The following is a 26,838-nucleotide window of genomic DNA, read 5'->3' as shown; positions in this document are numbered from 1 at the left end:
GCCGGAGAACGCTCAGCCCTTGTCCGCGGCGGGTTCCGCCGCCGTTGCGGCGGTGTTCTCCTCGGCCTCCTCGGCGGCGGCCCTGGTCTTCTCGCGGCGGCCGAGGATGAGCAGGGTCGCGACGGTGGCGGCCAGCGCGACGGCGGGGACGGCCCAGACCGCGGCGCCGCCGACGACGGGGTCGAGGCCCTTGAGCAGCCAGGCGATGGCGTACCAGTCGGGGTCGGCCAGCGTCGCCAGCTCGGGTGCGGTCGACTCGTACATGCCCCAGGTGACGGCCTGGCCGATCGCCAGGATGAGGCCGGTCAGGACCCCGCCGAGCACCGCGCCGCGCCAGCCGGCCACGACGTTGCCGAAGAGGGCGGCCGCGCCGCCGACGAAGAACAGCATGATCATGGGCGGGGCGAGCGTGAACCAGCCCGCGGCGGCGAAGACGCCGAGGCAGGCGAGGAAGGTCACGGTCGAGGACACGAAGCCGAGCATCACCGCGGTAGGCGCGACCGGGAAGACGGTGGGCGCGTCGAGCGCCGGGCGCGTGCCCGGGATCACCCGGTCGCTGAAGCCCTTGAACGCGGGGACGATCTCGGCGAGGAACATCCGCACGCCGAAGAGCAGGATGGCGATGCCGCCCGCGAAGCGGAGGCCGACCAGCAGTCCCCAGACCCACGGCGAGAGCTTGGGGTCCATCTCGTGGGCCAGCTTGGTGACCATGGCCTTGTCGGCGAGCGCGACGGCGATGAGCATGATGGCCGAGATGATCAGCGCGGTGGAGACGTTGATGTCCTTGAAGAACGACAGCTGGCGCGGCAGCTTGAGCTTCTCGGTGTCGTGCTTCTCGCGGTCGCCCAGCGGGCGGGCGACGAGGCCGGTCACCACGCACGCGAGCGAGCTGGTGTGCGCGTAGCCGAACCGGTCATCGGGCATGATCTTGCGCATCAGCGGGCGCATCCAGAGCGGCTGGAGCGTCCAGTAGGCGGCGACGAAGCCCGCGCCGCACAGGACCAGGGTGAGCTGGTCGGCGCCGGGAGCGATCGTCACCAGCGAGGCGACGGTGACCGTGCTGATCCAGAACATCAGGTGCCCGGTCAGGTACAGGTAGCGGGCCGCCGGGAACAGCCGCACGATCAGGACGTGGACCAGGAACGCCACCGTGATGACGAGGGCGACGGTGCCGCCGTGGGTGGTCATGAAGTCGTTCAGGGTCTTCTCCGCCTTGGGCGGGTCGGTGCCCATCGCGTCGGCGAGCACGGCCTGGAAGCTGCTCAGCCCGCCGGTGAACACCTCGATGCCGATGAAGAGGATGACCACGCCGATGGTCGCGCGCAGCGCCCCGGCGAGCGTGTCCTCGAAGCGTTTGCGCTGCAGCAGCAGCCCGGCGAGCGTGATCAACCCGATGAGGATCGGTACCTGGCCGAACACGTTGTCCGCCAGGAACGTGAGGATGTCCTTGATGATGTCCACGGTGGCGTCACCTCGGTATTCAGGCGCGCGCTGCCGCCCCCGGTCAGCGCGGGTGGAACGGTGGAGTCAGGGTGCGTCGGCGTGACGGGGTTCAGTGCGGCGGCGGCCGCAGGTCGAGTTCGAGCCGGTAGCGGTCGCCGCGGTAGAGCGAGCGGACGTACTCCAGGGGCCGGCCGCGCTCGTCGCGGGTGACCCGCTCGAAGAGGAAGGCGGGCGTGTGCACCGGGACGCCGAGGTCGGCGGCCTCCTCCTCGGTGGTGACGGTCGGCTCGATGGTCTCGGTGCCGGCGGCGATCGTGATGCCCCGGCCGCGCAGCAGGTCGTAGAACGAGCCGCCCTCGAGGTCCTCCTTCCGCAGTCCGGGCAGCAGTTCGGCGGGGGTGCAGAGGGTCTCGATGGCCATCGAGGCACCGTCCGCCAGCCGTAGCCGGCGAATGGTAAATACCTCTTCGACGGGTGAGACGGACAGCCTGCGGCCGATCTTCGCGCCGGCCGACGAGGTCCGGAACGAGAGCACCCGGCCGCCCGGCTCCATGCCGCGCCGGAGCATGTCCTCGGTGAACGAGGTCATGGTCAGCGGCACGGCGATCCGCGGTTCGGCCACGTACGTGCCGCTGCCGTGCCGCCGGTCGAGCAGGCCGTCGGCGACCAGGTCGTCGATCGCCGCCCGGAGCGTCGGCCGGGAGACGCCCAGCCGCTCGGCCAGCCGCCGCTCCGGGGGCAGGGCGTCGCCGACGTCCAGCCCGTCCAGCATCGCGAGCAGTTCCCGGCGGACGGTCCGCCTCTTCGTTCTCGCATTGGTGTTCGCAGCGCCGTCGTCACCAGCGGATGTCATGCCGTTCACCTCCCACGATGCCGTTCTGTCGACGGCAACGGTAGGCCAGCGCGGCCGAGTGGTCAATACCACTTTTGCCGACCGCTATGGCTGGTGCGATGCGGTCGCCGTGGGTTACGGTCGCGGACGATTCGTCTTGATCTTCGCAGCGCCACGTGAGGAGATGACGGAACATGATGGAGACGGTGGCATGAAGGCGTTCACCCGAGGCGTCGCGGCCCTCGCCCTGCCCCTCGCCATGGCCGCGGCCCCGGCGGCCCAGGCCGCGCCCGCGGGCGGCGGCACCGGTCCGGACGGCTGGCGGCTGGTCGCGGCCGAGCCGTTCGACCGGCACGTCGACGACCGGCGCGCGGCGTGGTTCCGCGATGACGACGGCCCGGCCGGCCCCTACGACGTGGACGTCTACGACAACGACGGGGCCTTCTTCGACGCGGTCGGCGGCCCCGCCTTCCGCGAGCAGCTCGCGAAGGTGAACACCTACCGCAAGTCGTTCAGCTTCGGTGCCCGCGGCTGGCTCACCGCCGAGCTCGCGGCCCGCGACGAGGACGGCGACGGCACGCCCGACGCCCCGCCGACGCTGAAGACCGGCGGCGGCGTCGCGCGGATGGACGAGCCGAGCCACAAGGGCGGCGTGCTGGTCCGCTCGTCCAGGCCGCTGCCCGCCGAGTACCGCGTCGAGATGACGCTGCGCGGCCTCGACTTCGGCGGGCAGCGCGGTGGCTCGTGGGACTACCCGGACGGCCGGATCAACGGGTACTCGCCGGCGGGCTGCAAGACCAACCATCCGTGGGCGTCCGGCGGGGACTTCTCGCGGCCGGAGTGCTCGTGGTTCGACGTGCGCACCGACGCCAACGGGTTCTACTACCTCGGCATCATGGACTACGCGCGTCCCGCCCCCCACAACAACGTGTTCATCCACACCCACCGCAAGGTGGCGATGGACTCCTACAGCCGCTACAAGTACACCGGCACCGGCCTTCGCGTGTGCAACCCGGCGACCGGGCAGTTCGAGCCGTACGGTGCCAGCACCGGCAACGGTGTCAACGCCATCTTCATGACCGACGACCGGCGCTACGCCAACCAGCCGGGCACCGAGTACCTCATGGAGAGCGAGTGCGGCTTCGCCAAGGGCAAGGCGATCGTCTCCCAGGTCGACATGCGTCCGGAACTGCTCCCCGCCGAGCCGTACAAGTTCGCCATCGAACGCCGGAACGGCGCGTACACCATGGAGATGTCGGGCAACTTCGCTCACGTGGGCCAGGCGAAATTCCGCTACACCAGGTCGTTCGTCCAGGACGGCGAGCCGATCTGGCACTACAACCAGAAGGCCGAGGACTACGACGGACGTTTCAACGGCGACTGGACCTGGAGCGGTCCCGGCGGGACGCTCGTCGACAAGGACACCTGGCCCGCCGGATCGGCCTACCCCGACCACTTCATCATCGGCGACCCGCACATGAACTTCTACGAGGGCAACGCGCAGATCGACGACGTCCGTCTCTTCGTCCCGGCGAAGTAGACATCCCCCGCTGAAAAGGAGCCGCTCGTGGTGCTGGAACCGGTCGGTCGAAGAAGAGGCCCGCTCGTCGCGGCGGCGGTCGCCGCCGTGCTCGGCCTCGGCCTCGTCACGGCGTGCGCGCCGGGCTCGGACAACGACAAGCCCGCGAGCAAGGCGCCCGGTGCGGTGAGCACCGACGTCGCCAAGGCGGGCGACGTGACGCTCACCGTCTGGGACCAGGAGGTCCAGGGCGGGCAGCGCAAGCAGATCGAGGCACTGAACGCCCGGTTCCAGACCACGTATCCCAACGTCAAGATCAAGCGCGTGTCGCGGTCGTTCACCGACCTGCAGAAGACCCTGCGGCTCGCGCTCTCCGGCGACGACCCGCCCGACGTCGTCCAGGCCAACCAGGGCTACGCCGTGATGGGGCAGGCCGTGAAGGGCGGCCTGCTGCTCCCGCTCGACTCCTATGACCGGGTCTACGGCTGGAAGAAGCGCTACCCGAAGGGCCTGCTGGACCTCAACAGCGTCTCCGCCGACGGCAAGTCCATCGGCGGGGGCAACCTCTACGGCGTCTCCCTGAACGGCGAGATCGTCGGCATCTACTACAACAAGGACAAGCTGGCCAAGATCGGGATCCAGCCGCCGAAGACGTGGGCCGAGTTCGAGCAGGCGCTCGGCACGGCCAAGGGCAAGGGCGAGCTGCCGCTGGCGTTCGGCAACCTGGAGAAGCTCCCCGCGATGCAGCTGTACGGGATCGTCCAGGACCAGACGGCGGGCAAGCAGGCGGTGCGCGACCTCATCTTCGGCAAGAGCGGCGCCTGGACCGACCAGCCGAACGTCCAGGCCGCGCAGAAGCTGTCCGACTGGGCGAAGCAGGGCTACCTCACCAAGGACGCCAACGCCATCAAGTGGGACGACACCCCGGTCAACTTCGCCAAGGGCCAGGGCGTCTTCATGGTCGGCGGCACCTGGTGGGCCGCCGACCTCAAGGACAAGCTGGGCGACAAGGCCGGCTTCATGCTGCCGCCGCCGGCGCAGGCGGGCGGGCCGCCGGTCACGATGGGCGGGGAGAGCCTGCCGTTCGCGATCACGGCCAAGTCCGAGCATCCGGACGTGGCGGCCGCCTACATCAACTTCATCACCTCGCCGCAGGCGATGGACGTGTCCGTCGAGACCGGCAATCTGCCCGCCCTGGCACCGCCGTCCAAACAGCCGGACGGCGCGGTGATGAAGGAGATCGCCGCGGCCTGGGCGGAGCTGAGCAAGAGCGACGGGATCACTCCGTACATCGACTACGCGACACCGAACCTCGCCGACACCTTCGGCGGGCCGCTCCAGCGGCTCATCGCGGGGAAGGCGACGCCGCAGCAGGCACTCGGTGACGCACAGAAGGACTACGCCGAATTCCTGAAGAAGAAGTGACGCCCGCGCAAGACGACCGTCGTCCCGGCAGGCCTCCTGGTGAGCCGCGCAGCATCGGCTGGCTCTACGTGCTCCCCGCCCTGCTGGTGTACGCGGCGTTCCTGCTCTGGCCGCTCGTGCGCGGGTTCTGGTTCTCGCTGTACGAGTGGGACGGGATCAGCGCGGGCACCTGGGCGGGGCTGTCCAACTACACCAGGACGCTCACCGACCCGTCCCTGCGCGGAGCGTTCGGCCACGCCCTGATCCTCGTCGTGTTCTACGCGGTCGTCCCGTGCCTGATCGCGTTCGTCCTCGTCGGCGCGGTGTCGCGGACCCGGATCAGGGGGCTCACGTTCTTCCGGACGGTGCTGTTCCTGCCCCAGGTCGTGACCATGGTCGCCGTCGCGGTCGCCTGGCAGTGGGTCTACTCCCCGGACGGTCCCGTCAACACCGTGCTGCGCGGCCTGCACCGGCTCGGGCTGCCGGACTGGTCCCGGGGCTGGCTCGGCGACTTCACCTTCGCGCTCCCGGCGGTCGGCCTCGTCGGCGCCTGGGTCGAGATCGGCCTGGCGACGGTGCTGTTCCTGGCCGGGGTGCAGAAGATCCCGCGCGAGCTGTACGAGGCGGCCCGCATCGACGGGGCGGGCCCGGTGCGCGAGTTCCTCGCCGTCACGCTGCCGGGGCTGCGCCGGGAGCTGGCGGTCGCGCTGACGCTCACCATCGTCCAGGCGCTGCGCAACTTCGACCTGATCTTCGTGACCACCAAGGGCGGCCCGGGGGAGGAGACCAAGGTCCCGGCGTACGAGGTCTACAACCGGGCGTTCAACACCGGCGAGGTCGGGCTGGCGTGCGCGATCGGCATCACGCTGGCCGCGCTCATCTTCCTCCTCACCGCCGGCGTCAGCCGCCTCGCCGAGGGGAGAGGCGCGTGAAGGCCCGCCAGGAGGTCATCCTCAACCACGCGATCCTCGTGGTGTTCGCGGTCATCGCGGTGTTCCCGCTGGCGGCCGTCGTGGCGCAGGCCTTCCAGCTGCCGGGGTTCAGCCTGTCGACGTTCGGGGAGGCGTGGCGGGAGGGCCACTTCGCGACGTACCTGCGCAACAGCCTCATCGTCACCGCCGCCACGGTCGCCGTCGCGACCGTCCTGTCGATCCTGGCGGGATACGCCCTCGGCGTGCTGGCGCCGCGCGGCTCGGGGCTGCTGTTCCTGATGTTCCTCGCCGGGCTCACCATCCCGACCGAGGCCGTCGTGATCCCGCTCTACTTCGACCTCCGCTCGCTCGACCTGGACAACACCTACGCCGGCGTGATCCTGCCGCAGATCGCCCAGTCGGTGGCGTTCGGCACGTTCTGGATGCGGGCCTACTTCCGCGCGTGCCCGCGCTCGCTGATCGAGGCGGCCCGGATGGACGGGGCGTCGAGCTGGACGACGCTCTGGCGGGTTCTGGTCCCGATGGGCGGCCCCGCGATCCTCACGATGGTGCTGCTCACCTCGATGTGGACGTGGAACGAGTTCCTGCTGCCCCTGGTGATCCTCAACTCCGACGAGGGCCTGCGCACCGCCCCGCTCGGGCTGTCGTTCTTCCAGGGCGCGCACCAGACCAACTACGCGCGGCTGATGGCCGGGGCGCTGATCATCGCGGCGCCCATCGTGGCCGTCTACGTCGTCCTGCAGCGGCGGTTCATCGCCGGAATGCTCTCGGGGGCCATCAAGGAGTAGGAGGAGTGCCCATGAGGAGACTCGCTCTGCCCGCCGTCCTCGCCGTCGTGCTGGCGGGAACGGCCGTGCCGGCCGTTCCCGCGCAGGCGGCCCGGCCATCCGAGAAGGGCAGGCTGGACGTCCTGTTCGTCGGGGCGCATCCCGACGACGAGGCGGGCGGCCTGTCGACCTACGGCCAGTGGAACGAGTTCGGCGGCGCCCGCGTCGGCGTGCTCACCGTGACCCGCGGGGAGGGCGGCGGCAACGCCGCCGGCACCGAGGAGGGCCCGCCTCTGGGGCTGCTGCGCGAGGACGAGGAACGCCGCGCCGTCGGCAAGGCGGGCATCAAGGACGTCCACTACCTGGACAAGGTCGACTTCTACTACACGGTCAGCGCGCCGCTGGCCGCCTCGTCCTGGAACCACCGCGCCACGCTGGAGAAGGTCGTGCGGCTGATCCGCGAGACGCGGCCGAAGACGATCGTCACGATGGAGCCCGCGCCGCTGCCGGGGCAGCACGGCCACCACCAGGAGGCGGCGCGGCTGGCCGTCGAGGCCTACTTCGCCGCCGCCGACGCCAAGGCCGGCCCGAAGGACGTGGCGCGTCCCTGGGCCGCGCGGCGGCTCCTCATCACCGGCGGGGCGACCGGGCCCACCGGGCCGGCCTGCGCCACCGACTTCAAGCCCAGCGACCCCAGGGCCACCGTCATCGGCGTGTGGGGCGGCCGGGCGTCGCCGCGCAACGGCGGGAAGACCTGGGCGCAGGTCGAGCGCGAGGCCCAGCGGATGTACGTGAGCCAGGGCTGGGGCGGATTCGGCGACGCCCCCGCCGACCCGGCCGAGATCGGCTGTGACTACTTCACGGAAGTGCACAACCGGGAACGGCCCAGCCCGCCCAAGGCGGAGCCCGGGCCCGCCGTGACCGGCGAACAGGAGCCGCTGCCGCGCGTCGCCGACTTCGACTCCTGGGCGGCGAAGACCGGGGTGCCCGGGCTCATCGGCCGGATGAAGCGCGTGCTGACGCTGGGGTCGGGCCGGTCCCGGAAGGTGCGCGTCGACCTGACGAACACCTCGGCCTCGGCGCAGGCCGGCACCGTCACACTCGACCTGCCGAAGGGCTTCGCGGCCGACACCGTCACCAAGCCGTACGAGCTGGCCGCGGGGGCCAAAGGCGCGGTGACCTTCACGGTGGAGAACACCGACGCCTCCCTTCCGACCTCCAACCAGGGCGGCATGAACGGAGACCACGACTACACCATCACCACGACGAGCACATCTGGCCCGCCTGACGTGCGCAAGGCCGCGCTTGAACTCGTCCCGGTGGCGGTGCTCCCCAAGGCGGGAACGGCGCCCCAGACCGACGGGAAGGAGGGCCCCGGCGAGTACACCGGCCCCACGTTGGACCTCTCCCGGGTCTGGGAGGGCAGCGCGTGCGAGTCGGCCGCCGACTGCTCGGCCACCGGCAAGATGACCTGGACCGACGACGCCCTTCACCTGCTCGTGAACGTAAGGGACGACAAGCGGGGCACCGTGCTCGGCGCGGACGACTGCAAGCGGCACTGGCGCACCGACTCCGTGGAGATCGCCATCGATCCGCGCGGCACCTCGGAGAACACCTCCACCACGTTCAAGACCGGAATCTTCCCGGCGATGGCCGATGGCAAGCCGTGCTTCGAGCGCGACGCGGACCACCACCAGGGACCGGGCAAGGAGACGGCACCGGGCATGGAGGTCGCCGCCATCGTCGCCCAGCCGTACACCGGGTACACGGTGGAGGCGAAGATCCCGTTCACGGCGCTTCCCGCCGCGGTCGACCCCGCGCGGATGGCGCTGAACATCTTCGTCTACGACTCCGACACCCAGGACAAGACCGGGCAGACCCGTATCGGATGGTCCACCTGGGGCGGTGTCCAGGGCGACCCGTACCGGTGGGGCCTGACCACGCTCCCCGGCCACGTTCCGCCGTCCGGCATGCCGGACACGGCACCGCCGCCGGTGATGCCGACCGAGGCGGCGCTGTCGCAGAACTCGCCGCTGTCGATCGTTCAGGCGGCCGGGACCCGGATCCCGCTGGCCGGAGGCACCGCCGCGCCGTGGTGGGACACCGCCCGGATCGCCGGGAAGCCCGCCGTCTCGGGTGGCTCGACGACGTTCCGGCTGGGCGCGACCGGCCCGGGCACCGCCTACGCCTACGTGTGGGACGGGAAGATCCTCGGCAGCAAGAAGATCGTTGTCCGCCGCGCCGGGCTCACCACCGTGACCGTGCCAGGAGGGAAGGGAGTCCTCGCGGTGGCGTTCGAGTCCAAGGCGGGCGGCACCGCGAGCAGCGCCGCCCGGCTGGACGGGAGATGAGCGGACCTCAAGCGCTGACGCGGTCTCGGTACTCCTGGGGGCTGAGACCGCGGACGCGCTTGAACGCCGTGCTCAGCGCGAAGGCGTTGCTGTAGCCGACCCGCCTGGCGACGGCCTCCAGGGTGCTGTCGGTCTCGCGCAGCATGTCAGCTGCCTGCGCGAGCCGCAGCCCCGTGAGGTACGACATTGGCGGCTCGCCGACGAGCTTGCCGAACCGCTGCGAGAGCGCGGCCCGGGAGACGCCGGTCTTGGCGGCGAGCGAGGCCACCGTCCAAGGATGGGCCATGTCGTCGTGCAGCAACTGGAGCGCGGGGCCGACGACCGGGTCGCCGTGCGCCTTGAACCAGCCCGGCGCGTTCGCCCCGGGGCGGCTGAACCAGGCCCGCAGCGACGAGATCAGCAGCAGGTCGAGCAGCCGGTCCAGGACGGCCTCCTGCCCGGGGTCGTCCTTGACGATCTCGTGGCCGAGGAACGTGACGAGGGTGTTGTCCCAGGCGTCGCCCGGCAGCACCACGAGCGGCGGCAGGGCGGCCAGCAGCCGCTGGGTGATCTCGCCGCGCATGTGGTACGTGCCGATGAGCATGACCGACTCGCCGTCGGCGCTGTTCCCCCAGGTGCGGACGCCGAGCGCCATCGTCTCGGCGAGCGGCTCGCCATAGAGGGTCGTGCACCTGCCGCCCGGGTGGATCACCACCTGCGGCGGGGTGGCGCGGGAGTCGGCGACGACGTAGCGGCCGGGCCCGCTGGTGATCGCGATGTCGCCCGGGCCGAGCCGGACCGCGTCGCCGCCGTCCGGGATCACCCAGGCCGCGCCCCTGACCACGGCCATCACGCAGAGGGGCGCCTCGTCCTCGATGCGCAGGGACCAGGGCGGGTCGAGCATCGCCCGCAGCATGAAGGCCCCCCGGGCCCGGGGCCCGTCGAGAAGATCGGTCAGCGCGTCCATGGGCCCACATTAGGGGCAGACCGGACGCGACAGGCGGGCCGGACGCCCGCCGCGCCTCAGTCGCAGCCGAGCGTCGAGGCGGCGTGCAGCACGTCCGCGACGACGGCCGGAGCGCCGTCCGCCCGGTGCTGGAAGTCCCAGGGGCGGCGGCGGCCGGCGAGCAGGCGGCAGAAGTCTTCGGCGCCGGCCGTGATGGTGACGTCGGGCGAGTCCGGCTCGCCGCCCAGCGCCAGCGGCACCGCCCACTCGCCCGAGCCCGGGCCGGTGAGCACCAGGCGCGCGGTCGACCCCAGGTGCTCGCGGCCGAGGACGCGCAGCGCGCGGGGGAGCAGCCCGGTGCCGAGGTCGACGATGAGCCGCAGGTGCTCGGCGGGCGGCGGGACGTACGGGCGGCCGGCCACCGCGCGGATGTCGTCGGCGTGGGTCCAGGTCTCGAAGGTCCGCTGGACCAGCGCCGTGCGCGCGGAGGCCCGGACGGGCCGGGCGCCGGCGAGCGAGGCCTCGCGGTCGAGCAGGGCGACGTCGCCGGACACGCCCCGCAGGACGGCCCGCGCCTGGGCGTGCCAGGCGTCGTGGTGGCCGTGCCGGACCGGACGCGGCAGCCCGAGGTCGGCGGCGAACCGCGCGTCGTTGCCCGTCAGGTGCGCGACGAGCTCCCGCACCGAGCCGTACCGCTGGAGCGGCGTCCGCCACAGCTCCGGGCTCAGCGACATCAGCAGCTCGTCCAGCTGGGCGACCTGCGCCGCGTACGCGTCGGCGAGCCCGACGACCGAACCCACCGCGACGCCCGGCGCGCGGCGGTGGCGGGCGGCGGCCAGCATCCGCGGACGGAGCGCCGCGGGCGGCGGTGCCGCGGCGGCCATGGCGAGCAGTGCCGTGGTGCCGTGCAGGCGCGTGGCCTCCGTCCCGCAGCGCACGCAGTCGGCCACGTGCGCGGAAATGAGGGAAGCCTCGTCCGCGGGGCACGCGTCCAATGCCCAGGCGGCGAGCGACCCGTCCACGTCCGGATGTCCTTTCGCGCTCATCCCGGCCTCCTCCTCAGACGGTACGCCTTCGGCGGAAGGCGCCGCTACCTGTCGGCGGGGTAGTCCGGATAGGACTCCTTGAACACGCCCTGGTGAAGGAGGACTTCCGCCACCGGCGTCCCGCTCGTCTCAGCCGTGACCGTGGTGCGGATCCACGCGGACTCGGTGCGGCGGCTCTCGCCGAGGGCGACCACCTCGCGCTCGAGGACGTACGGCTCGTCGACGAAGACCGGCCCGGCGAGCATCCGGATCTCCAGGTCGAGGAAGAGCCCCACCGACGGCTCGGCCTTGGTCAGCCCGGACTCGCCGAACGTGGCCATGGCCAGCACGCTGACCATCTCGAAGGGCACGATCGGGCGGCCCCAGGGGGTGTCGGCCGACTCGTACCAGGGGCTGGGCTCGGTGATCGAGGCGAGCTTCTGGCGGAGCGTGAACGGATACAGGTCGCCCATGTGGGTGTCGGCCGCCATGCGCACGTGCTCCGGCGCCCTGCCCTTGCGGCCGGGCGCCCAGCCCGCGTGGATCACCGGCTCGGCGGCGGGCGGCCTGGTCTTGGCGAGCCGTTCGTCCAGCGCGGTGGGGCCCGCGCCGGGGCCGAGGGTGGCGGTGCCCGACAGGACGACGGTGCCGTCCGGCTTCTCGGTGCCGATGTGGACGCGGGACGGCGCCGCCCCGTCCATCGTCACCAGCGCGCGGGTCTCCTCGCCCTCGGTGCAGATGGCCTGGAAATGCGCGCTGAGGCAGCCGGCCTCGAACCAGCGCCGCCCCCACAGCGCGGCGAGCAGCGGGTCGAACTGGCTGAAGTGCGTCGGCCCCTCGATGGCCGCGCCCGCGACGCCGAGCCGCTGCGCGGTCGTCTCGTCGTGGATGCTCGCGTGGTCGCCGTAGGTCTGCTCGGCGAGCATGTTGCGCGGCGCGCGCAGCGGACCGGACAGCTCGATCGGCGTCCCGAACATTCCACCTCCGTGTGACGTGATGATGCCTGAACCGCGGTCCTGGGCGGTGATGCCTAAGCGGTGACGCCTAGGCGCCGGAGCCGCGCAGGCCGTCCAGGAACAGCTCGACGTAGTGCACGCCGATCGCCTCGGCCTTCAGCCTGCCGCCCGCGTGGTACCAGGTGGGGATCTGGTGCACGGCCCCGAAGAAGAAGTGCACCGCGAGATCGGCCGGCGGCCCGGCGCGGAAGGCGCCCGCGTACTGCCCCTCCTCGACCAGGCCCCGGAACCGTTCGTGGTAGCGCCGCCGCTCCGCCCGGACGGCCTGCTGCCGGGTCGCCGAGAGCATGTGCATGGACCGCCAGAAGACGGTGAAGTCGTCCAGGTGCAGGAAGCTCGTCTCGAGCACGTCGAGCGCCGCCGCCCGCAGCCGCTCCTCGGGCTCGCCGGGCCCGCCGGCGATGCGCTCCAGCCGGCTCATCTGCATCGCCAGGAGCCGGTGGTAGATCTCGTAGAGCAGATCGTCCTTGGCGCCGAAGTAGTGGTACATCGCGCCCTTGGTGACGCCCGCCGCCTCGACGATCTCCTGGACCGACGTGCTCGCGTAGCCCTTCTCGGCGAACATGCGGGTCGCGACGGCGAGCAGCCGGTCGGGGATCGGGAGCGCCGCGCGCCCCGCCTGTGTCTCCGTCACCAGATACCTCCCCAGCCCGATGGCCGGTCAGCCTACCGGGAACGTTCCGTCATTGACGCGGACCCTTCTCCGGCTTACGGTACCGACCAGTCGGTATGTGCTGAACAGCCCCCCGGAGAAACTGTCATGATTTCCAGCACCATGCAGGATTTCCCCTTGTCGATCACCGCGATCCTGCGGCACGGATCCCGCGTGCACGCGGGGAGCGAGTGCGTCACCTGGACCGGCGAGGGGACGCGGCGCGCCACCTACGCGCGGATCGCCGAGAACGCCGAACGGCTCGCCGCGGCGCTCGCCAGGCTGGGCGTGCGGGCGGGAGATCCGGTCGCGACCTTCTGCTGGAATCATCAGGAACATCTGGAGGCCTATTTCGCCGTGCCCGCAATGGGGGCGGTCCTCCATACCCTCAACATCCGGCTTTTCCCGCACCAGCTCGCGCACATCGTCAATCACGCCGAGGACGAGGTCGTCATCGTCGACGACAGCCTGGTGCCGCTCCTGGCGCGGGTGGTGGACGACCTGGTCACCGTCAACGCGTTCATCGTCGTCGGCGGCGGAGACGCGTCGGCGCTGGAGGGCAACCGCCGGGGCGTCCCCGTCCTGCGCTACGACGACCTGATCGCCGCCGAGGAGCCCGGCTACGCGTGGCCGGAGATCGACGAACGCTCCGCGGCCTCCATGTGCTACACCAGCGGGACCACCGGCGACCCCAAGGGCGTGGTGTACTCGCACCGCTCCACGTACCTGCACGCGCTGGCGGTCCAGTCGGCCTCGCTGGAGGGCATGACCGCGGCCGACCGGGCGCTGGCGATCGTGCCGATGTTCCACGTGAACGCGTGGGGCCTGCCGTATGCGGCGTTCCTCTCGGGCGCGACGCTCCACATGCCCGGCCGGTTCCTGCAGCCGGACCACCTCACCCGGTTCATCAGCTCCGAGCGGACCACGTTCGCCTCCGCCGTGCCCACCATCTGGAGCGCGATCCTGGAGTATGGAACGGCTCAGGAGATCGACCTGTCGTCGCTCCGGGTGGGCACCTCCGGCGGCGCGGCGGCGCCCCGCGCGCTGCTCGAACGCTTCGAGGAGCGGCACGGGCTGCGCATCGTCCAGGGCTGGGGCATGACCGAGACCAGCCCGCTCGGCGGCATGGCGATCCCGCCGCCCGAGGCCGAGCGCGGATCGGCCGAAGATCTGGAGTGGCGGCTGAGGTCCGGCCGCGTCGCGGCGGGCGTGGAGATGCGGATCGTCGACGACGCGGGCGCGGAACTGCCCTGGGACGGCACGTCCGTCGGCGAGATCGAGGTCCGCGGCCCGTGGATCACCGGGTCGTACCACCGCGATCCGGCCCCGGAGAAGTTCCACGACGGCTGGCTGCGCACCGGCGACGTCGGCACGATCGACGACCGCGGCTTCTTCCAGATCACCGACCGGGCCAAGGACGTCATCAAGTCCGGCGGCGAGTGGATCTCCTCCGTCGAGCTCGAGAACCACCTCATGGCCCATCCGGCCGTGCTGGAGGCCGCCGTCATCGGCGTCCCCGACCCCCGCTGGGACGAGCGCCCGCTCGCCTGCGTCGTCCTGCGCCCGGACAGCGACGCGACGGCCGCGGAACTGGCGGCCTTCCTCGACGGCAAGGTGGCGCGCTGGCAGGTCCCCGAGAACTGGGCCTTCCTCCCGGAGATCCCGAAGACCACGACCGGGAAGTTCGACAAGAAGCCGCTGCGGGCGGACCATCGCGATGCGGCCCTGAAGGTGGAACGCATAGACCGCTAGCCCCCGGACCCTCCCAGCAGAGGAGAGCGGCATGTACCGACGTCGTCCACGCAGGTTCCTCGTCCTCCTCACCGGGCTGGCGCTCGCCGCCGGCGGTCTGGCGCCGTCGGCGGCCGCCACCGGCGATCCGACGCCGGACGACCAGCCGCTGCCCGGCTACACCATCGTCAATCCGCCGCTGCCGCCCGCGATCGTGCGCGGCGAACCGTCCCGGGTTCTGCAAGGGGTCTACCGGCACGCGGCCTATGACATCGAGGTCCCGCCCAAGTGGAACGGCGAGCTCGTCATGTGGGCGCACGGGTACGCGGGGCAGGGCAAGGTGCTCACCGTCGGGCCGCCCCCGTTCGGCCTGCGCCAGCGGCTGCTCGACCAGGGGTACGCCTGGGCCGCGTCGTCGTACTACGCCAACGGCTACGACGTGCGGGCGGGAGTGCTGGGCACGCACGATCTTGCGGTGCGGTTCGGCGGCCTGGTGCGCAAGCCCAGGCGCACGTTCCTCGTCGGCGCCTCGATGGGCGGGCACATCACCGGGCGCTCGCTGGAGCAGTACCCGCGCTTCTACGCGGGCGGCCTGCCGATGTGCGGGGTGATGGGCGACAACGCGCTCTTCGACTTCTTCCTGGACTACCACCTCGCCGCCCAGGCGCTCTCGGGCGTCCGCGCCTATCCGCCGGGCCCGGACTACCTGACCGTGACCGTCCCGAAGATCCAGCGGGCCCTTGGCATCGACTCGCTGGCCCCTGGCGCCACCGACATCGCCAGCCCGCTGGGCAGGCAGTTCCGCGCCATCACCGTGAACCGCAGCGGCGGGCAGCGGCCCGCGGCCGACCGGGCCTTCTCGTACTGGAAGGACTTCCTGTTCTCCCAGGGAGCCGCCGCCGAGGGGACGGTCGCCGAGGCCCCCGGCCAGCTGGCGACGAACCTGCGCACCCGCTACGCGCCGAACGCTCCGGTCGACGTCGACCGGAGCGTGCAGCGGGTCCGGCCGCAGAACCCGCGCGCCCGCTACTCGCCGTTCCTCACCCAGTCGCCCCAGATCTTCGGCGTGCCCAACGTGCCCGTGGTGAGCCTGCACGACCTGGGCGATCTGTTCGTGCCGTTCTCCATGGAACGCGCCTACCTCGCGGACGTCACCCGGCACGGGCGGTCCAGGCTGCTGGTGCAGCGCGCCATCCGGGCCGCGCAGCACTGCGAGTTCACGGCGGCGGAGGCCGGAGCCGCGTGGGACGACCTCAGCCGGTGGGTGCACGGCGGGCCGCGACCCGCCGGGGACGACGTGGGAAACCCCCAGGTCATCGCCTCCGCCGACTATGGGTGCCGCTTCAGCGATCGCGACGCGTACACGGCGGGCAGCGGAACGCGACGGCTCTACACTCCGTGTCCGTAACCGAGTGGTGGCCGTATGTGGCCGGTCACGCTTTGGCTGTGCGCATTGCTCTCTACGGTGCTTTGGACTGAAATGTTGCACCGTCCGGAGCGTGACGTGGCGCTCCCGCTGAGCTCCCGCCGGTGCCGCGTCCCGCCGCCCTCAGGCCCCGCAGGGAGCGCCCATGCTGGCCCTCGTACCTTCGAACAGCCCAGGCAGCAGCAGTCACGGCCGACCCGGCCGTTCCTCCAAAGCGGTCCGCGTCGGCGCGGTCGCCGTCCTCACCTCCGGCGTGCTCGGCGCCGCCGCGGCCCCCGGCGCCGCCACGGCCCAGGGAGCGGCCCAGGGATACGTGCGGCTCGCGCACCTGTCGCCGGACACCCCGGCCGTCGACGTCTACCTCTACTCGGGCAAGGGCTCGCTGGACCGGCGCCACCAGCGGCTCGTCCTCAAGCACGTCGGCTACGGCGCCCTGTCGCCCTACCAGCGGCTGGCCGGCGGCACCTACACGGTCGCGATGCGGCCCGCGAACGCGGAGGCGACGAGCCCGCCGGTCCTGTCGGCGGTCGTGCGGGTGCGCGGCGGCGGGGCCTACACCGTCGCCGGGATGGGCCCCTACAAGGGCATCAAGCTGCAGGTCGTGAACGACTCGGTGGACCTGCCCGCGGGCCGCGCGGCGGTCCGCGTCATCGCCGCCTCGCTCAAGGTGCCGACGGTGGACGTCAGCCTCGGCGAGCGGAAGCTGGCCAGCGACCTGCGGTTCGCGTCGGTCGCCCCGTACGAGATCGTGCCGGCCAGGGCGGCGCGGGTGCGGGTGCGCGGCGAGGACGGCCAGCAGGCGGCCGCGAAGGTCGCGCTCGGCGCCGGCTCGGTGCACACCGTGGTCGTCCTCGACGGGAAGCCCGGACTGCGGGTGCTCTCGCTCGTGGACGTGGCGCAGGGTTCGCAGACGCCGACGGGCGGCGTGAACGCGGGCCTCGGCGGCCTGGCCGGGAGCGGCGCGGAGCCCGCGGCCGAGCCGGGCCGCGACGGGTGGGCCCTGCCCGCCCTCGCCGTCCTGGTCTCCGCCGGAGCGGGCACGGTGGTGCTCGTGAGATCGCGCCGCCGTGCCTGACCTGCGCCGCGCCCGCGCCCGGCTCGCGCTGGGCGGCCTCGCGATCGGCCTGGTGCCCGGCGCCGCCGGCTGCGGCGGGGCCGCGAGCCCGGCCGCCGGGCCGACGCCGGGCTGGTCGGCCGTGCCGGGAGGCCAGGCCGCGCGGGTGTCCAGCCATCCGGTCACCGGCGGCATCGGCGAGCCGGCGGAGCTCCGCATCCCGTCGATCGGCGTCCGCACGGCGCTCGAACGGCTCCACAGGGACGAGCGGGGGGAACTGGAGACGCCGGAGGACCCGGCGCGGGCGGGCTGGTTCGCCGACGGCGTCCGGCCCGGCCGGCCGGGCCCGGCGGTGGTCGTCGGGCACGTCGACTCCAAGACCGGGCCCGCGGTGTTCACCCGGCTGGGCACGCTGCGCCCCGGCGCGGCGGTGCGGATCGGCGACGCGCGCGGCAAGGGCGTCACGTTCCGGGTGGAGGAGGTGCGTTCGTACGCCAAGGCCGGCTTCCCGACCGGGGAGGTGTACGGCGCGACACCCGGCCCGGAGCTCCGCCTGATCACCTGCGGGGGTGGTTTCGACCGCGCCACGGGGCACTACAACACCAATGTCGTTATTTATGCCGCCTTGACCCATTGAGTGATCCCCCCGGAATGCCTGATCCTTGAAGCACTCGCACTCGATGGGTCGCGCGTCACCGGAAGGCGGGCTCCCCATGACCGAGAACCCCGGTCAGCTGGTCGCCGGTCAATACCGGCTCGTCGCGGAGATCGGCCGCGGCGGGTTCGGCGTCGTATGGCGGGCGCGGCACGAGCGCCTCGGCCGGGACGTGGCCGCCAAGAAGCTGTTCCTGGCCACGCACGCGGGCACGCTGGGCGCCGACCAGTGGCAGGAGCGCAGCCGCCGGACGTTCCGGGAGGCCAGGTCCGCGGCCCGGATCGTCCATCCCGCGGCCGTGCGGATCTACGACGTCGTCGAGCACGAGGGCGACCCGTGGATCATCATGGAGCTCGTTGACGGCCGGTCGCTGAACGCCGTCGTCCGCAGCCAGGGCCCGCTGCCGCCCCGGCGGGTCGCCGAGATCGGGCTGCGGATCGTGGGGGCGCTGAGCGCCGCCCACCAGGCGGGCGTCGTCCACCGGGACGTCAACCCCGCCAACGTGCTGATCAGCGGCCGGGGCGCGGTGCTGACCGACTTCGGCATCGCGGTCATCCAGGGCGATCCCTCGCTGACGCACACGGGCGTCGTGATGGGCGCGCCCGCCTATACCTCCCCGGAGCGCGCGCGGGGCGAGCAGGCGGTGCCCGCGTCCGACCTGTGGTCGCTCGGCGCCACGCTGTACTACGCGGTCGAGGGCGGCAGGCCCTTCCCGGGCCCCAACGCCAACGCCGTCCTCTACTCCATCCTGACCACCGACCCGCCCGTGCCGAGGCTCGCCGGCCCGCTGACCCCGGTGCTCAACGGGCTGCTCCACCGGGACACGGCGCAGCGGCTCACCGCGGCGGAGACGGCCGCGACGCTCGAAGGGCTCCTGCGCGACGAGGGCGTGTGGGCGGCCGCGGACGCCACGACGATCCGGACCGGCGCCGAGCAGAGCGCCGAGCGGACCGACCCGCTTCCCGGGGAGGCGCGCGCCCCACGGCGGTACGCCCTCCATCTCGGGAACGGCGCCGGCGGCGGCAGCGCACGCCGCCCGGCGCTCACGACGTCGGCGCGGCGCCGGACCCTCGCCCTGTCGATCGTGTCCGCGGTGGTCCTCGCGCTGCTCGTCGGCCTCTCCCAGCGCAACGGCGCGGCGCCGGACCCGCGGGACCGCCAGGGCGCGGCCTCCGCCGCCGCGAACGCCCCCCGGCTGATCGGCACGCTCACCGGCGACCGTGTCCGCTCCGTGGCGTTCAGCCATGACGGGAGCATGCTGGCCACCGGCGGCGACGGCACGGCCGTCCGGCTCTGGGACGTCGCCGGCCGGCGGCAGACCGGAGCGCTGCACGGCCAGCAGCACACGGTGTTCAGCACCGCGTTCAGTCCCGACGACCGCACCCTCGCCGCGGGCGGCTACGACGGCCGGGTCATCCTGTGGAACACCACGACCCGGCGGCGCAAGTCCGGCTTCGGCATGGTCGGCAACAGCGTCGGCTCGCTGGCGTTCAGCCCCGACGGGAAGATCCTCGCCTGCGCGGGCAGCGACGCGGTCCGCCTGTGGAGCACCGCCGACCGGTCCTGGGCCTCGACCCTGCGCAGCCCCGCAGCGTACGAGAGCGTCTTCACCACCGCCTTCAGCCGTCAAGGCCAGCTGGCCGTCGCGGGCAGCGCCACCATCCGGCTCTGGAACAGCGGCATGGGCGAGGGCCGCAAGGCCAAAAGCGTGACCCTCGCCAAGGTCGACGCGGTCGTCTCCAGCCTGGCCTTCAGCCGCGACGGCGGCACGCTGGCGGCAGGCGGGTTCGACGGGAAGGTGCGCCTGTACGACACGATCCGGCGGCGGCCGCGGGCCACGCTCACCGGGCACGACAAGAGCATCACGGCCGTCGCGTTCCATCCCCGCACCCGGGCGCTGGCGTCGGCGGGCGGCGAGACCGTGCGGCTCTGGGACACGACGACGGGCCGGTCCACGGCGGTCCTCAGGCAGGGCCGCGCGGTCGTCAACGCGCTCGCCTTCAGTCCCGACGGCCGCGTCCTGGCCACCGGCGACGACGACGGAGCCGTGCGCCTCTACGAGATCCGTCCCTAGCTAGTCTTGATCGCATGAGCCGCTACGGCACGCAGTTCGGCCCGGACATCACCTTCCTCGGCGTCGATCGGTGCGACTGGGCCGACCCGTCCACCTACCGCGACGCCGACGTCGTCATCCTCGGCGCCCCGTTCGACGGCGGCACGTCCCACCGGCCGGGGACCCGGTTCGGCCCGCAGTACATCCGCCAGACCTGCTACCTGCCGCAGGACGGCTCGCGGCCGTCGCTCGCGATGCGGGTGGACGCGCTCGGCGACCTGCGCGTGTACGACGCGGGCGACGTCGAGATGTACTCGGGCGACGCCGAACGTTCGGTCCGCGACCTGCAGGCGGCCGTGTACGCGGTCGCCGCGACCGGCGCGATCCCGCTCGTCCTCGGCGGCGACCACACCATCGCCTGGCCCGACCACGCCGGGGTGGCGCAGCACCTGGGCCAGGGCCGCGTCTCGATGATCCACTTCGACGCGCACGCCGACACCGGCGACATCGCCTTTGGCTCGCTCGTCGGGCACGGCCAGCCCATGCGCCGGCTGATCGAGTCCGGGGCGCTGCGCGGCGACCGGTTCCTGCAGATCGGGCTGCGCGGGTACTGGCCGGGACCGGAGATCCTCGGCTGGATGGCCGAGCGGGGCATCCGCTCCTACGAGATGACCGAGATCGTGGAGCGCGGGCTGACCGAATGCCTGACCGAGGCGTTCGCCACCGCCACCGACGACTGCGACGGGGTCTTTCTCTCCGTCGACATTGACGTCTGCGACCCTGGGCACGCGCCCGGCACCGGCACACCCGAGCCGGGCGGCCTGAGCGCCCGGCAGTTGCTCGACTCCGTGCGGCGCGTCGCCTACGAGCTGCCGGTCGTCGGCGTCGACGTCGTCGAGGTGTCGCCGCCCTACGACCACGCCGAGATCACGTCCCTGCTCGCGAACCGCGTCGTGCTGGAGGCCCTCTCCGGCATCGCCCGGCGCCGTCGCGACGCCGCCGACGGCACGACCTGGGACCCCCGGCGCCCGTTGCTCGACGGACGGTAGGGCGCCGGGCCCGTTGCCCTCGGCCGCGGAAACGGGTCCCCAACGGAAGGCAAGGCGCGGTGTGTCGGATGGCGGCCGCCGCCCGCGACCGGTTTCCTCTCGTCCTGGTCAGCGCCCCGCCTCGGGGCCCCACGGGAGGAAACAATGCATCGCAGGTCCCTGCTCGTCGCCGCGGTCGGCGTGGCTCTCGCCGGCCCCGCTCTCACTGGCACGGCCGGACCGGCCCACGCCGACGGCCCCGTCCTGCCCAAGAACGCGCGGTCGACCACCGTCACCGTGTCCCCGGAGAAGGTCAAGCCCGGCGAATCGGTACGGGTGCACGTGCGGTGCATGACCCACGTGGGGGGGTCGGCCGTGCTGAAGGTGTCATCGGCCGCCTTTCCGACGGTCAACGCCGCCCGGCAGAACCTGTCGTTCAGCCCCCGGCTCGACCCCGCGATCAAGCCGGGGACCTACACCGTGCGCGGCGCGTGCAGGGCTCCTGGCGCGTACGTGAAGAAGCGGCCGGCGACCGACACCGACACGTTCACCGTGGTCGCGCCTCCCGCGCCGCCCGCGCAGCGGAAGGGCCCGCCGTTGCGCAAGGCCCAGCCCCGCCACGGGACGCAGACGCGCAAGGTGCCGGCGGGCGCGGCGGCGACGGGCTTCGGCGAGGTGCTGGCCGGCCGATGAGACGGTCACGCCGCATCGGCGCCGGCGCGGCGGTCGTCATCGCGGCGGCGGGTTCGGGCATCGCCTGGCTGGCGGCCACCCGGCCGGACGGGGCGCCGCACCCCGCCGCCCCCGCCGCCTCCGCGACCGTTCCCGCCGCCCGCCCCGGCCCGGCGGGGACCTCCCCCTCTCCCCCTCCGTCCGAGGCGGCGCTGGGCGATGGGCGGCGGCCGGTCCGGATCGTCATCGACAGGCTCGGCGTGACCGCCCCGGTGGGGCCGGTGGGACTGCGCCGCGACGGCACGGTCCAGGTGCCGCCGCTCTCGCGGGTCCACGAGGTGGGCTGGTACCGGTACGGCCCCGCGCCTGGGGAGCGCGGGCCCGCCGTGCTCCTCGGCCACGTGGACTCCGGGCGCGGCGGGCCGGGCGTGTTCTACCGGCTCGGGACGCTGCGCCCCGGGGACGGCGTCCGCGTGATCCGCGCGGACGGCCGGGCCGTGCGGTTCCGGATCACCTCGGTGGAGGAGGTGCCCAAGGCACGCTTCCCGACCGCCCGCGTGTACGGCGACCTGGACCATGCCGGCCTGCGCCTGATCACCTGCGGCGGCCCGTTCGACCGGGCCCGCCGCAGCTACACCCGCAACGTGATCGCCTGGGCGCGGCCCACCGGGTCTCAGCCGTCGGCGGGTATGACCGGGAGATAGGCCCGCTCGCCTTCGGCCTGCCGGCGCACGTCCTGCGAGATCCGCATCGAGCAGAAGTGCGGGCCGCACATCGAGCAGAAATGCGCGGTCTTGGCCGGCTCGGCGGGCAGCGTCTCGTCGTGGAACGAGCGAGCCGTGTCCGGGTCCAGCGAGAGCTCGAACTGGTCCTCCCAGCGGAACTCGAACCGCGCGTCCGACAGCGCGTCGTCCCGCGCCTGCGCACCCGGATGCCCCTTGGCCAGGTCGGCCGCGTGCGCCGCGATCTTGTAGGCGATGACGCCGGCCTTGACGTCGTCGCGGTCCGGCAGGCCGAGATGCTCCTTGGGCGTGACGTAGCAGAGCATCGCGGTGCCGTACCAGCCGATCATCGCGGCGCCGATCGCCGAGGTGATGTGGTCGTGGCCGGGCGCGATGTCGGTGGTCAGCGGGCCGAGCGTGTAGAACGGCGCCCCGTCGCACCACTCCCGCTGCCGGTCGACGTTCTCCTTGATCTTGTGCATCGGGACGTGGCCGGGGCCCTCGTTCATCACCTGCGTGCCGTACTCCGCGGCGATCCTCGTGAGCTCGCCCTGCGTGCGCAGCTCGGCGAACTGCGCCTCGTCGTTGGCGTCGGCGATGGAGCCGGGACGCAGCCCGTCGCCGAGCGACCACGTGATGTCGTACGCGGCGAAGATCTCGCAGAGCTCGCGGAACCGCGTGTAGAGGAAGTTCTCCTCGCGGTGGGCCTGGCACCAGGCCGCCATGATCGACCCGCCCCGCGACACGATGCCGGTCTTGCGCCGCGCCGTGAGCGGCACGTACGAGCGCAGCACCCCGGCGTGGACGGTCATGTAGTCGACGCCCTGCTCCGCCTGCTCGATCACGGTGTCGCGGAAGACCTCGAAGCCGAGCGCCGCCGGATCGCCGCCCACCTTCTCCAGCGCCTGGTAGAGCGGCACCGTGCCGACCGGGACGGGGGAGTTGCGCAGGATCCACTCGCGCGTCGTGTGGATGTCGCGCCCCGTCGAGAGATCCATGATGGTGTCGGCGCCCCAGCGGGCGGCCCACGTCATCTTCGCCACCTCGTCCTCGATGGAGGACGACACCGCCGAGTTGCCGATGTTGGCGTTGACCTTCACGAGGAAGTTCCGGCCGATGATCATCGGTTCGAGCTCGGGATGGTTGACGTTGGCGGGCAGCACCGCCCGGCCCGCCGCGAGCTCGTCGCGGACGAACTCCGGGGCGGCGCCCTCCCGCAGCGCCACGTACTCCATCTCCGGGGTGATCTCCCCGCGCCGCGCGTACGCGCGCTGCGTCACCGGCCCGCCCGTCGCCTCGCGCGGCCTGCGCGCGGGGAAGGCGGCCTGGTCGCGCAACGGATCGGTGGACTTGCGGCCGTCGTCCTCGGGACGGAGCGCGCGGCCCTCGTACTCGGCGGTGTCGCCGCGCTCGGCGATCCACCCGGCGCGCGGCGCGGGCAGCCCCCGCCGCACGTCGGTCTCGTGCGCGGCGTCGGTGTACGGCCCGGACGTGTCGTACAGGACCACGGTGTCGCCGTTGGTCAGCGGCACCTCGCGCACGGGCACCCGCAGGTCCGGTCGCGATCCCAGGAGGTAGGCCTTGCGGGCATGTGAAACAGCGGTGTCGTTCATGACGACTCGATCTCTCCCTACGCCGGCATTACCCGGTCAGGTTCCAGCGGTCAGCGGCCGTCCCAGCCGCTATCTCAGCCCGGTTCGCCGGGCCCCCGCGATCTGTCGTGCCCGACGCTAACCCGGCGTCCCCCCGTTGCCGCAACCGCCGCCGGTGAGGTATGGCCGGTTCCGCGCACCCGGCCGAAGACCATGGCGGGATTCCGTTACGGTAGGGAACGTGGTGATCGTGGGCCGGCTGCGGCCGGAGGTGACGGACGGCCTGATCGCGGCCGTCCTGGCGGGGGGCGCGCTGGCGGCGACGCTGGCCTGGCCGGGGGACCGTCCCCTGGACGCCGGGGGGGTGCTGCTCCTGATCGCCCTGCACGTGCCGCTGGCCTGGCGGCGGCGATGGCCGGGGGCCGTGCTGCTGGCCTTCACCGCGCTGATCCTGCCGTTCCACGTGCTCTCGTACCAGCATCACACGGTCGTGCCCTCAGAGGTGCTCGCGCTGGTCACCTACGCCTTTCTGGGCCGCAGGGTCCGGGCGGTCCTCACGACGCTGTGCGTGATCTTGACGATCTGCGCGGTCACGTTCGCGATGCGCGCGGGCGGGAGCAGCGGCCTGGAGCAGATCGGCGCGCTGGAGGCGATCGTCGGCGTGATCGTCGGGGTCCAGGCCTGGCGGGTGCACCGGGCGCGGGTCGCGGCGATCCTCGAACGGGCCGAGACCGCCGAGCGCACCCGCGAGGAGGAGGCGCTGCGGCGGGTCGCCGAGGAGCGCCTGCGCATCGCCCGCGACCTGCACGACCTGCTCGCGCACACCATCACCGTGATCGGCGTCCAGGCCGGGGCGGCCGCGCACCGGGTGGCGGGCGACCGGCCGCTGGACCGGGCCGAGCTCGCCGGGACGCTCGAATCGATCGCCGCGACCTGCCGCGACGCGCGCGCGGAGGTCCGCGCCACGCTCCAGATCCTGCGGCGGACCGACGCGCCGGGTGTGCCGGGGGCGCCGAGCGAGCTGGCGGCCGGGCTGGACGGCCTCGGCGAGCTCGCGAACGCGGTGCGGGCCGCCGGGCTCGACGCCCGTCTCACGGATGTGGGGACGGGAGAGCCCGCCCCCGAGGTCGGGATCGTCGTCCACCGGATCGTGCAGGAGGCCCTGACCAACGTCATCAAGCACGCCGGGGCGAGCGCGGTCGAGATCCGCCTCGTCCGGGCGGACGGCGAGCTCCGGCTGACGGTGACCGACGACGGCCGCGGCCCGGGCGAGGGCGGCGGCGAGGGCTTCGGCATCCTCGGCATGACCGAGCGGGCCCGCAGCGTGGGCGGGACCGTGCGGACCGGCCGGGCGGCCGGCGGCGGCTTCGCCGTCACCGCCACCCTGCCGATGAACCCGCCGGACACCGAGGCGCCCGTCACGCGAAGCGGTAGTTCTTCACTTCCTTGAGGTAGGCCTGGCGCTCCTCGTCGGAGAGGAAGGCGGCCTTGAACGAGTTGGCCGCCAGCCGCCGGAGCTCGGTCAGGCCGACCCGGAGCTCGGGCTCGTTCCGCACCGCGTCGAAGACGTCGCCCACGTAACCGCCGAAAAAGGCCGGGTCATCGGAGTTGACCGTCACCAGGAGCCCCGCGTCCAGCAGTATCGGCAGAGGATGCTCGTAGAGCGAGTCCTCGTTCTGCAGGAGCACGTTCGACACCGGGCAGACGGTCAGCGGCACCTGCTCGTCGACCAGGCGGTCGACGAGCCGCAGATCGGAAAGGCAGCTGTTGCCGTGGTCGATCCGCTCCACGCCGAGCACGTCCAGCGCCTCCCAGATGTACTCGGGCGGCGCCTCCTCGCCCGCGTGCGCGACACGCCGCAGCCCCGCCTCCTGGGCGAGGCCGAAGACCTCCCGGAACTTGCCCGGCGGATTGCCGAGCTCCGCCGAGTCCAGCCCCACCCCGATGATCGGCTCCCCGAACCACGGCCGCGCGCTCTCGAACGTCTCCAGCGCCGACGCCGCGGACTCGTCCCGCAGGAAGCACATGATCAGCCGCGCGGTGACGCCGTGCCGGGCGGGCGCGGCGGCCAGCGCGCGGCCGAGACCGGCCATGACCGTCCCGATCGGCACGCCGCGCGCCGTGTGCGCCTGCGGGTCGAAGAAGATCTCGGCGTACCGGACGCCCTGCGCCGCGGCCCGCGCCAGGTAGGCGTCGGCGAGCTCCTCGAAGTCCTGTTCGGTGCGCAGGACCACCATCAGCTCGTAGTAGAGGTCGAGGAACGTCTGCAGATCGTCGAAGACGTAGGCCGCCCGCAGATCCTCCGGAGTCCGGAACCGCAGCAACCTGATCCCGTTGCGCGCGGCGAGGGCGAACGCGTGCTCGGGTTCGAGCGTTCCCTCGATGTGCACATGGAGTTCGGCCTTGGGAATGGGCGCGGGGATGGGCGTGGTCACGCGGGGCCTCCGGCGGCGAGGTACAGCAGTGCCGCCATCGTAGAAGCCTGCCCGATGTCACCGCGCGTGATCAGGTCGCGTGTCGACGACAGGGGCACCCATTCGATCCGCTCGGCCTCGACGTCGGTGGGCTCCCCGATCCGCACGGCCCCGTCCGCCCGGAAGATGTGATGAACACCATCGTGAATTCCCGGGGAGGGGCGGACGTCCAGCAGATGGCGGATCGGGCCCGCCCGCCAGCCCGTCTCCTCGATCAGCTCGCGCGCGGCGGTCTCGGCGGGGTCCTCGCCCTCCTCGACCCGGCCGCCCGGGATCTCCCAGCCCCACTGGTCGGTGATGAACCGGTGCCGCCAGATCAGCAGGACCCGGTCCCGCGCGTCGAGCGCGACCACCGCGGCGGCGGGCCGGATCCGCAGCAGATGGTGGTCGAACCGGCGCCCGTCGGGCAGCTCGACGTCGGCCAGCCGTACATCCATCCAGGGGCTCTCGTAAAGGGCCCGCTCGCCGTGCAGCGTCCATCTCATGCCGGGACGCTATCGGGGGGCTTTCAAACCCTTACCGATAGGGTCAGGATCATTGGCAGGAGCGGAGGTGTGACGCGTCG

The 26,838-nt window shown here is 72.6% G+C and carries 24 protein-coding genes and 1 riboswitch; of the genes, 14 read left to right on the top strand and 10 right to left on the bottom strand.

The genetic code is table 11. The features are described 5' to 3' along the window. Positions 1-12: 12 nt before the first annotated feature. The 3 genes from ACGFNU_RS22065 to ACGFNU_RS22055 form a co-directional block, all read right to left on the bottom strand. A complete protein-coding gene (locus ACGFNU_RS22065) occupies positions 13-1,461 on the bottom strand; it encodes a PTS ascorbate transporter subunit IIC (protein WP_392596238.1) in 1,449 nt (482 codons plus the stop codon). A 91-nt stretch (positions 1,462-1,552) separates the two neighbouring features. Next, on the bottom strand, positions 1,553-2,296 hold the full coding sequence (locus ACGFNU_RS22060; protein ID WP_392596236.1) for a GntR family transcriptional regulator: 744 nt from the start codon (positions 2,294-2,296) through the stop codon (positions 1,553-1,555). After that, positions 2,280-2,471, bottom strand: coding sequence for a hypothetical protein (locus ACGFNU_RS22055; protein WP_392596234.1), 192 nt, complete (start codon positions 2,469-2,471; stop codon positions 2,280-2,282). Before ACGFNU_RS22055 ends, ACGFNU_RS22060 begins: the two co-directional genes overlap by 17 nt. A 15-nt stretch (positions 2,472-2,486) precedes the next feature. On the opposite strand from ACGFNU_RS22055, the gene ACGFNU_RS22050 reads away from it, so the two are divergent. From ACGFNU_RS22050 to ACGFNU_RS22030, 5 genes are read left to right on the top strand one after another with little or no spacing between them, the layout of a single operon-like run. Next, entirely contained in the window at positions 2,487-3,815 is a 1,329-nt protein-coding gene (locus tag ACGFNU_RS22050; RefSeq protein WP_392596233.1) for a hypothetical protein, read from the top strand. 27 nt (positions 3,816-3,842) lie between these two features. Further along, positions 3,843-5,219: an extracellular solute-binding protein gene (locus ACGFNU_RS22045; RefSeq protein WP_392596232.1), complete on the top strand. Its 1,377-nt coding sequence runs from the start codon at positions 3,843-3,845 to the stop codon at positions 5,217-5,219. Then, positions 5,216-6,130, top strand: a complete 915-nt coding sequence (locus tag ACGFNU_RS22040; protein WP_392596231.1) for a carbohydrate ABC transporter permease — start codon at positions 5,216-5,218, stop codon at positions 6,128-6,130. The genes ACGFNU_RS22045 and ACGFNU_RS22040 overlap by 4 nt, the downstream gene beginning before the upstream one ends. Beyond that, a complete protein-coding gene (locus ACGFNU_RS22035) occupies positions 6,127-6,918 on the top strand; it encodes a carbohydrate ABC transporter permease (protein ID WP_392596230.1) in 792 nt (263 codons plus the stop codon). Before ACGFNU_RS22040 ends, ACGFNU_RS22035 begins: the two co-directional genes overlap by 4 nt. 11 nt (positions 6,919-6,929) lie before the next feature. Beyond that, positions 6,930-9,248 (top strand): sugar-binding protein, encoded by a 2,319-nt coding sequence (locus ACGFNU_RS22030; RefSeq protein ID WP_392596229.1) that lies wholly within the window; start codon positions 6,930-6,932, stop codon positions 9,246-9,248. 7 nt (positions 9,249-9,255) lie between these two features. Here the strand turns inward: ACGFNU_RS22030 and ACGFNU_RS22025 are convergent, their stop codons facing one another. The 4 genes from ACGFNU_RS22025 to ACGFNU_RS22010 all read right to left on the bottom strand — a co-directional run bounded on the left by ACGFNU_RS22025 (position 9,256) and on the right by ACGFNU_RS22010 (position 12,848). Further along, positions 9,256-10,194, bottom strand: coding sequence for a cupin domain-containing protein (locus tag ACGFNU_RS22025; protein ID WP_392596227.1), 939 nt, complete (start codon positions 10,192-10,194; stop codon positions 9,256-9,258). Positions 10,195-10,250: 56 nt separating this feature from the next. After that, positions 10,251-11,219 (bottom strand): maleylpyruvate isomerase family mycothiol-dependent enzyme, encoded by a 969-nt coding sequence (locus ACGFNU_RS22020; protein ID WP_392596226.1) that lies wholly within the window; start codon positions 11,217-11,219, stop codon positions 10,251-10,253. Between the two features lie 44 nt (positions 11,220-11,263). Next, complete coding sequence (locus ACGFNU_RS22015) at positions 11,264-12,175, bottom strand: hypothetical protein (protein WP_392596225.1); 912 nt, start codon at positions 12,173-12,175, stop codon at positions 11,264-11,266. A 67-nt stretch (positions 12,176-12,242) separates the two neighbouring features. After that, positions 12,243-12,848, bottom strand: coding sequence for a TetR/AcrR family transcriptional regulator (locus ACGFNU_RS22010; RefSeq protein WP_392596223.1), 606 nt, complete (start codon positions 12,846-12,848; stop codon positions 12,243-12,245). A 126-nt stretch (positions 12,849-12,974) separates the two neighbouring features. On the opposite strand from ACGFNU_RS22010, the gene ACGFNU_RS22005 reads away from it, so the two are divergent. From ACGFNU_RS22005 to ACGFNU_RS21970, 8 genes are all read left to right on the top strand, one after another. Next, positions 12,975-14,618, top strand: a complete 1,644-nt coding sequence (locus ACGFNU_RS22005) for a long-chain fatty acid--CoA ligase (RefSeq protein WP_392596221.1) — start codon at positions 12,975-12,977, stop codon at positions 14,616-14,618. Positions 14,619-14,649: 31 nt separating this feature from the next. Beyond that, entirely contained in the window at positions 14,650-16,005 is a 1,356-nt protein-coding gene (locus ACGFNU_RS22000) for a hypothetical protein (RefSeq protein WP_392596219.1), read from the top strand. A 163-nt stretch (positions 16,006-16,168) separates the two neighbouring features. Further along, the gene (locus ACGFNU_RS21995; protein ID WP_392596217.1) at positions 16,169-17,098 is read left to right on the top strand and encodes a DUF4397 domain-containing protein; all 930 of its coding nucleotides are present in this window, start codon (positions 16,169-16,171) and stop codon (positions 17,096-17,098) included. After that, positions 17,091-17,714 (top strand): class F sortase, encoded by a 624-nt coding sequence (locus ACGFNU_RS21990; protein WP_392596215.1) that lies wholly within the window; start codon positions 17,091-17,093, stop codon positions 17,712-17,714. Before ACGFNU_RS21995 ends, ACGFNU_RS21990 begins: the two co-directional genes overlap by 8 nt. Before the next feature lie 76 nt (positions 17,715-17,790). Continuing rightward, positions 17,791-19,806, top strand: coding sequence for a WD40 repeat domain-containing serine/threonine protein kinase (locus ACGFNU_RS21985; RefSeq protein WP_392596213.1), 2,016 nt, complete (start codon positions 17,791-17,793; stop codon positions 19,804-19,806). 14 nt (positions 19,807-19,820) lie between these two features. Then, positions 19,821-20,834 carry an agmatinase gene (speB, locus tag ACGFNU_RS21980; protein WP_392596212.1) on the top strand — a complete coding sequence of 338 codons (1,014 nt, stop codon included), beginning with the start codon at positions 19,821-19,823 and terminating at the stop codon, positions 20,832-20,834. Positions 20,835-20,978: 144 nt separating this feature from the next. Beyond that, entirely contained in the window at positions 20,979-21,506 is a 528-nt protein-coding gene (locus ACGFNU_RS21975) for a hypothetical protein (protein ID WP_392596210.1), read from the top strand. Beyond that, the gene (locus tag ACGFNU_RS21970; RefSeq protein WP_392596208.1) at positions 21,503-22,189 is read left to right on the top strand and encodes a class F sortase; all 687 of its coding nucleotides are present in this window, start codon (positions 21,503-21,505) and stop codon (positions 22,187-22,189) included. The genes ACGFNU_RS21975 and ACGFNU_RS21970 overlap by 4 nt, the downstream gene beginning before the upstream one ends. Here the strand turns inward: ACGFNU_RS21970 and thiC are convergent. Beyond that, entirely contained in the window at positions 22,159-23,820 is a 1,662-nt protein-coding gene (thiC, locus tag ACGFNU_RS21965) for a phosphomethylpyrimidine synthase ThiC (protein ID WP_392596207.1), read from the bottom strand. The two genes, ACGFNU_RS21970 and thiC, sit on opposite strands and share 31 nt — an antisense overlap. Then, a riboswitch (TPP riboswitch) is annotated at positions 23,816-23,929 on the bottom strand. Its footprint overlaps the gene before it by 5 nt. A gap of 111 nt (positions 23,930-24,040) precedes the next feature. On the opposite strand from thiC, the gene ACGFNU_RS21960 reads away from it, so the two are divergent. Further along, entirely contained in the window at positions 24,041-25,249 is a 1,209-nt protein-coding gene (locus tag ACGFNU_RS21960) for a sensor histidine kinase (protein ID WP_392596206.1), read from the top strand. Here the strand turns inward: ACGFNU_RS21960 and ACGFNU_RS21955 are convergent. Both ACGFNU_RS21955 and ACGFNU_RS21950 read right to left on the bottom strand, forming a co-directional pair. Continuing rightward, positions 25,218-26,234: an adenosine deaminase gene (locus ACGFNU_RS21955; RefSeq protein ID WP_392596205.1), complete on the bottom strand. Its 1,017-nt coding sequence runs from the start codon at positions 26,232-26,234 to the stop codon at positions 25,218-25,220. The genes ACGFNU_RS21960 and ACGFNU_RS21955 overlap by 32 nt on opposite strands. Further along, on the bottom strand, positions 26,231-26,758 hold the full coding sequence (locus ACGFNU_RS21950; RefSeq protein WP_392596204.1) for an NUDIX hydrolase: 528 nt from the start codon (positions 26,756-26,758) through the stop codon (positions 26,231-26,233). Before ACGFNU_RS21950 ends, ACGFNU_RS21955 begins: the two co-directional genes overlap by 4 nt. Positions 26,759-26,838 lie beyond the last annotated feature (80 nt).

The sequence above is a fragment of the Spirillospora sp. NPDC048911 genome, assembly GCF_043198015.1.
Taxonomy (GTDB): domain Bacteria; phylum Actinomycetota; class Actinomycetes; order Streptosporangiales; family Streptosporangiaceae; genus Spirillospora.
The sequence above is the reverse complement of the archived record's forward strand: the minus strand, read 5'-3'. Positions and strand labels throughout refer to the sequence as shown.

What these genes read in the sequence shown, in the direction of transcription:
- ACGFNU_RS22060 (WP_392596236.1), bottom strand. Translation starts at nt 2,296, where the DNA reads ATGACATCCGCTGGTGACGACGGCGCTGCGAACACCAATGCGAGAACG.
- ACGFNU_RS22055 (WP_392596234.1), bottom strand. Translation starts at nt 2,471, where the DNA reads ATGTTCCGTCATCTCCTCACGTGGCGCTGCGAAGATCAAGACGAATCG.
- ACGFNU_RS22050 (WP_392596233.1), top strand. Translation starts at nt 2,487, where the DNA reads ATGAAGGCGTTCACCCGAGGCGTCGCGGCCCTCGCCCTGCCCCTCGCC.
- ACGFNU_RS22030 (WP_392596229.1), top strand. Translation starts at nt 6,930, where the DNA reads ATGAGGAGACTCGCTCTGCCCGCCGTCCTCGCCGTCGTGCTGGCGGGA.
- ACGFNU_RS22025 (WP_392596227.1), bottom strand. Translation starts at nt 10,194, where the DNA reads ATGGACGCGCTGACCGATCTTCTCGACGGGCCCCGGGCCCGGGGGGCC.
- ACGFNU_RS22020 (WP_392596226.1), bottom strand. Translation starts at nt 11,219, where the DNA reads ATGAGCGCGAAAGGACATCCGGACGTGGACGGGTCGCTCGCCGCCTGG.
- ACGFNU_RS22015 (WP_392596225.1), bottom strand. Translation starts at nt 12,175, where the DNA reads ATGTTCGGGACGCCGATCGAGCTGTCCGGTCCGCTGCGCGCGCCGCGC.
- ACGFNU_RS22005 (WP_392596221.1), top strand. Translation starts at nt 12,975, where the DNA reads ATGATTTCCAGCACCATGCAGGATTTCCCCTTGTCGATCACCGCGATC.
- ACGFNU_RS22000 (WP_392596219.1), top strand. Translation starts at nt 14,650, where the DNA reads ATGTACCGACGTCGTCCACGCAGGTTCCTCGTCCTCCTCACCGGGCTG.
- ACGFNU_RS21995 (WP_392596217.1), top strand. Translation starts at nt 16,169, where the DNA reads ATGCTGGCCCTCGTACCTTCGAACAGCCCAGGCAGCAGCAGTCACGGC.
- ACGFNU_RS21985 (WP_392596213.1), top strand. Translation starts at nt 17,791, where the DNA reads ATGACCGAGAACCCCGGTCAGCTGGTCGCCGGTCAATACCGGCTCGTC.
- speB (WP_392596212.1), top strand. Translation starts at nt 19,821, where the DNA reads ATGAGCCGCTACGGCACGCAGTTCGGCCCGGACATCACCTTCCTCGGC.
- ACGFNU_RS21975 (WP_392596210.1), top strand. Translation starts at nt 20,979, where the DNA reads ATGCATCGCAGGTCCCTGCTCGTCGCCGCGGTCGGCGTGGCTCTCGCC.
- ACGFNU_RS21970 (WP_392596208.1), top strand. Translation starts at nt 21,503, where the DNA reads ATGAGACGGTCACGCCGCATCGGCGCCGGCGCGGCGGTCGTCATCGCG.
- thiC (WP_392596207.1), bottom strand. Translation starts at nt 23,820, where the DNA reads ATGAACGACACCGCTGTTTCACATGCCCGCAAGGCCTACCTCCTGGGA.
- ACGFNU_RS21950 (WP_392596204.1), bottom strand. Translation starts at nt 26,758, where the DNA reads ATGAGATGGACGCTGCACGGCGAGCGGGCCCTTTACGAGAGCCCCTGG.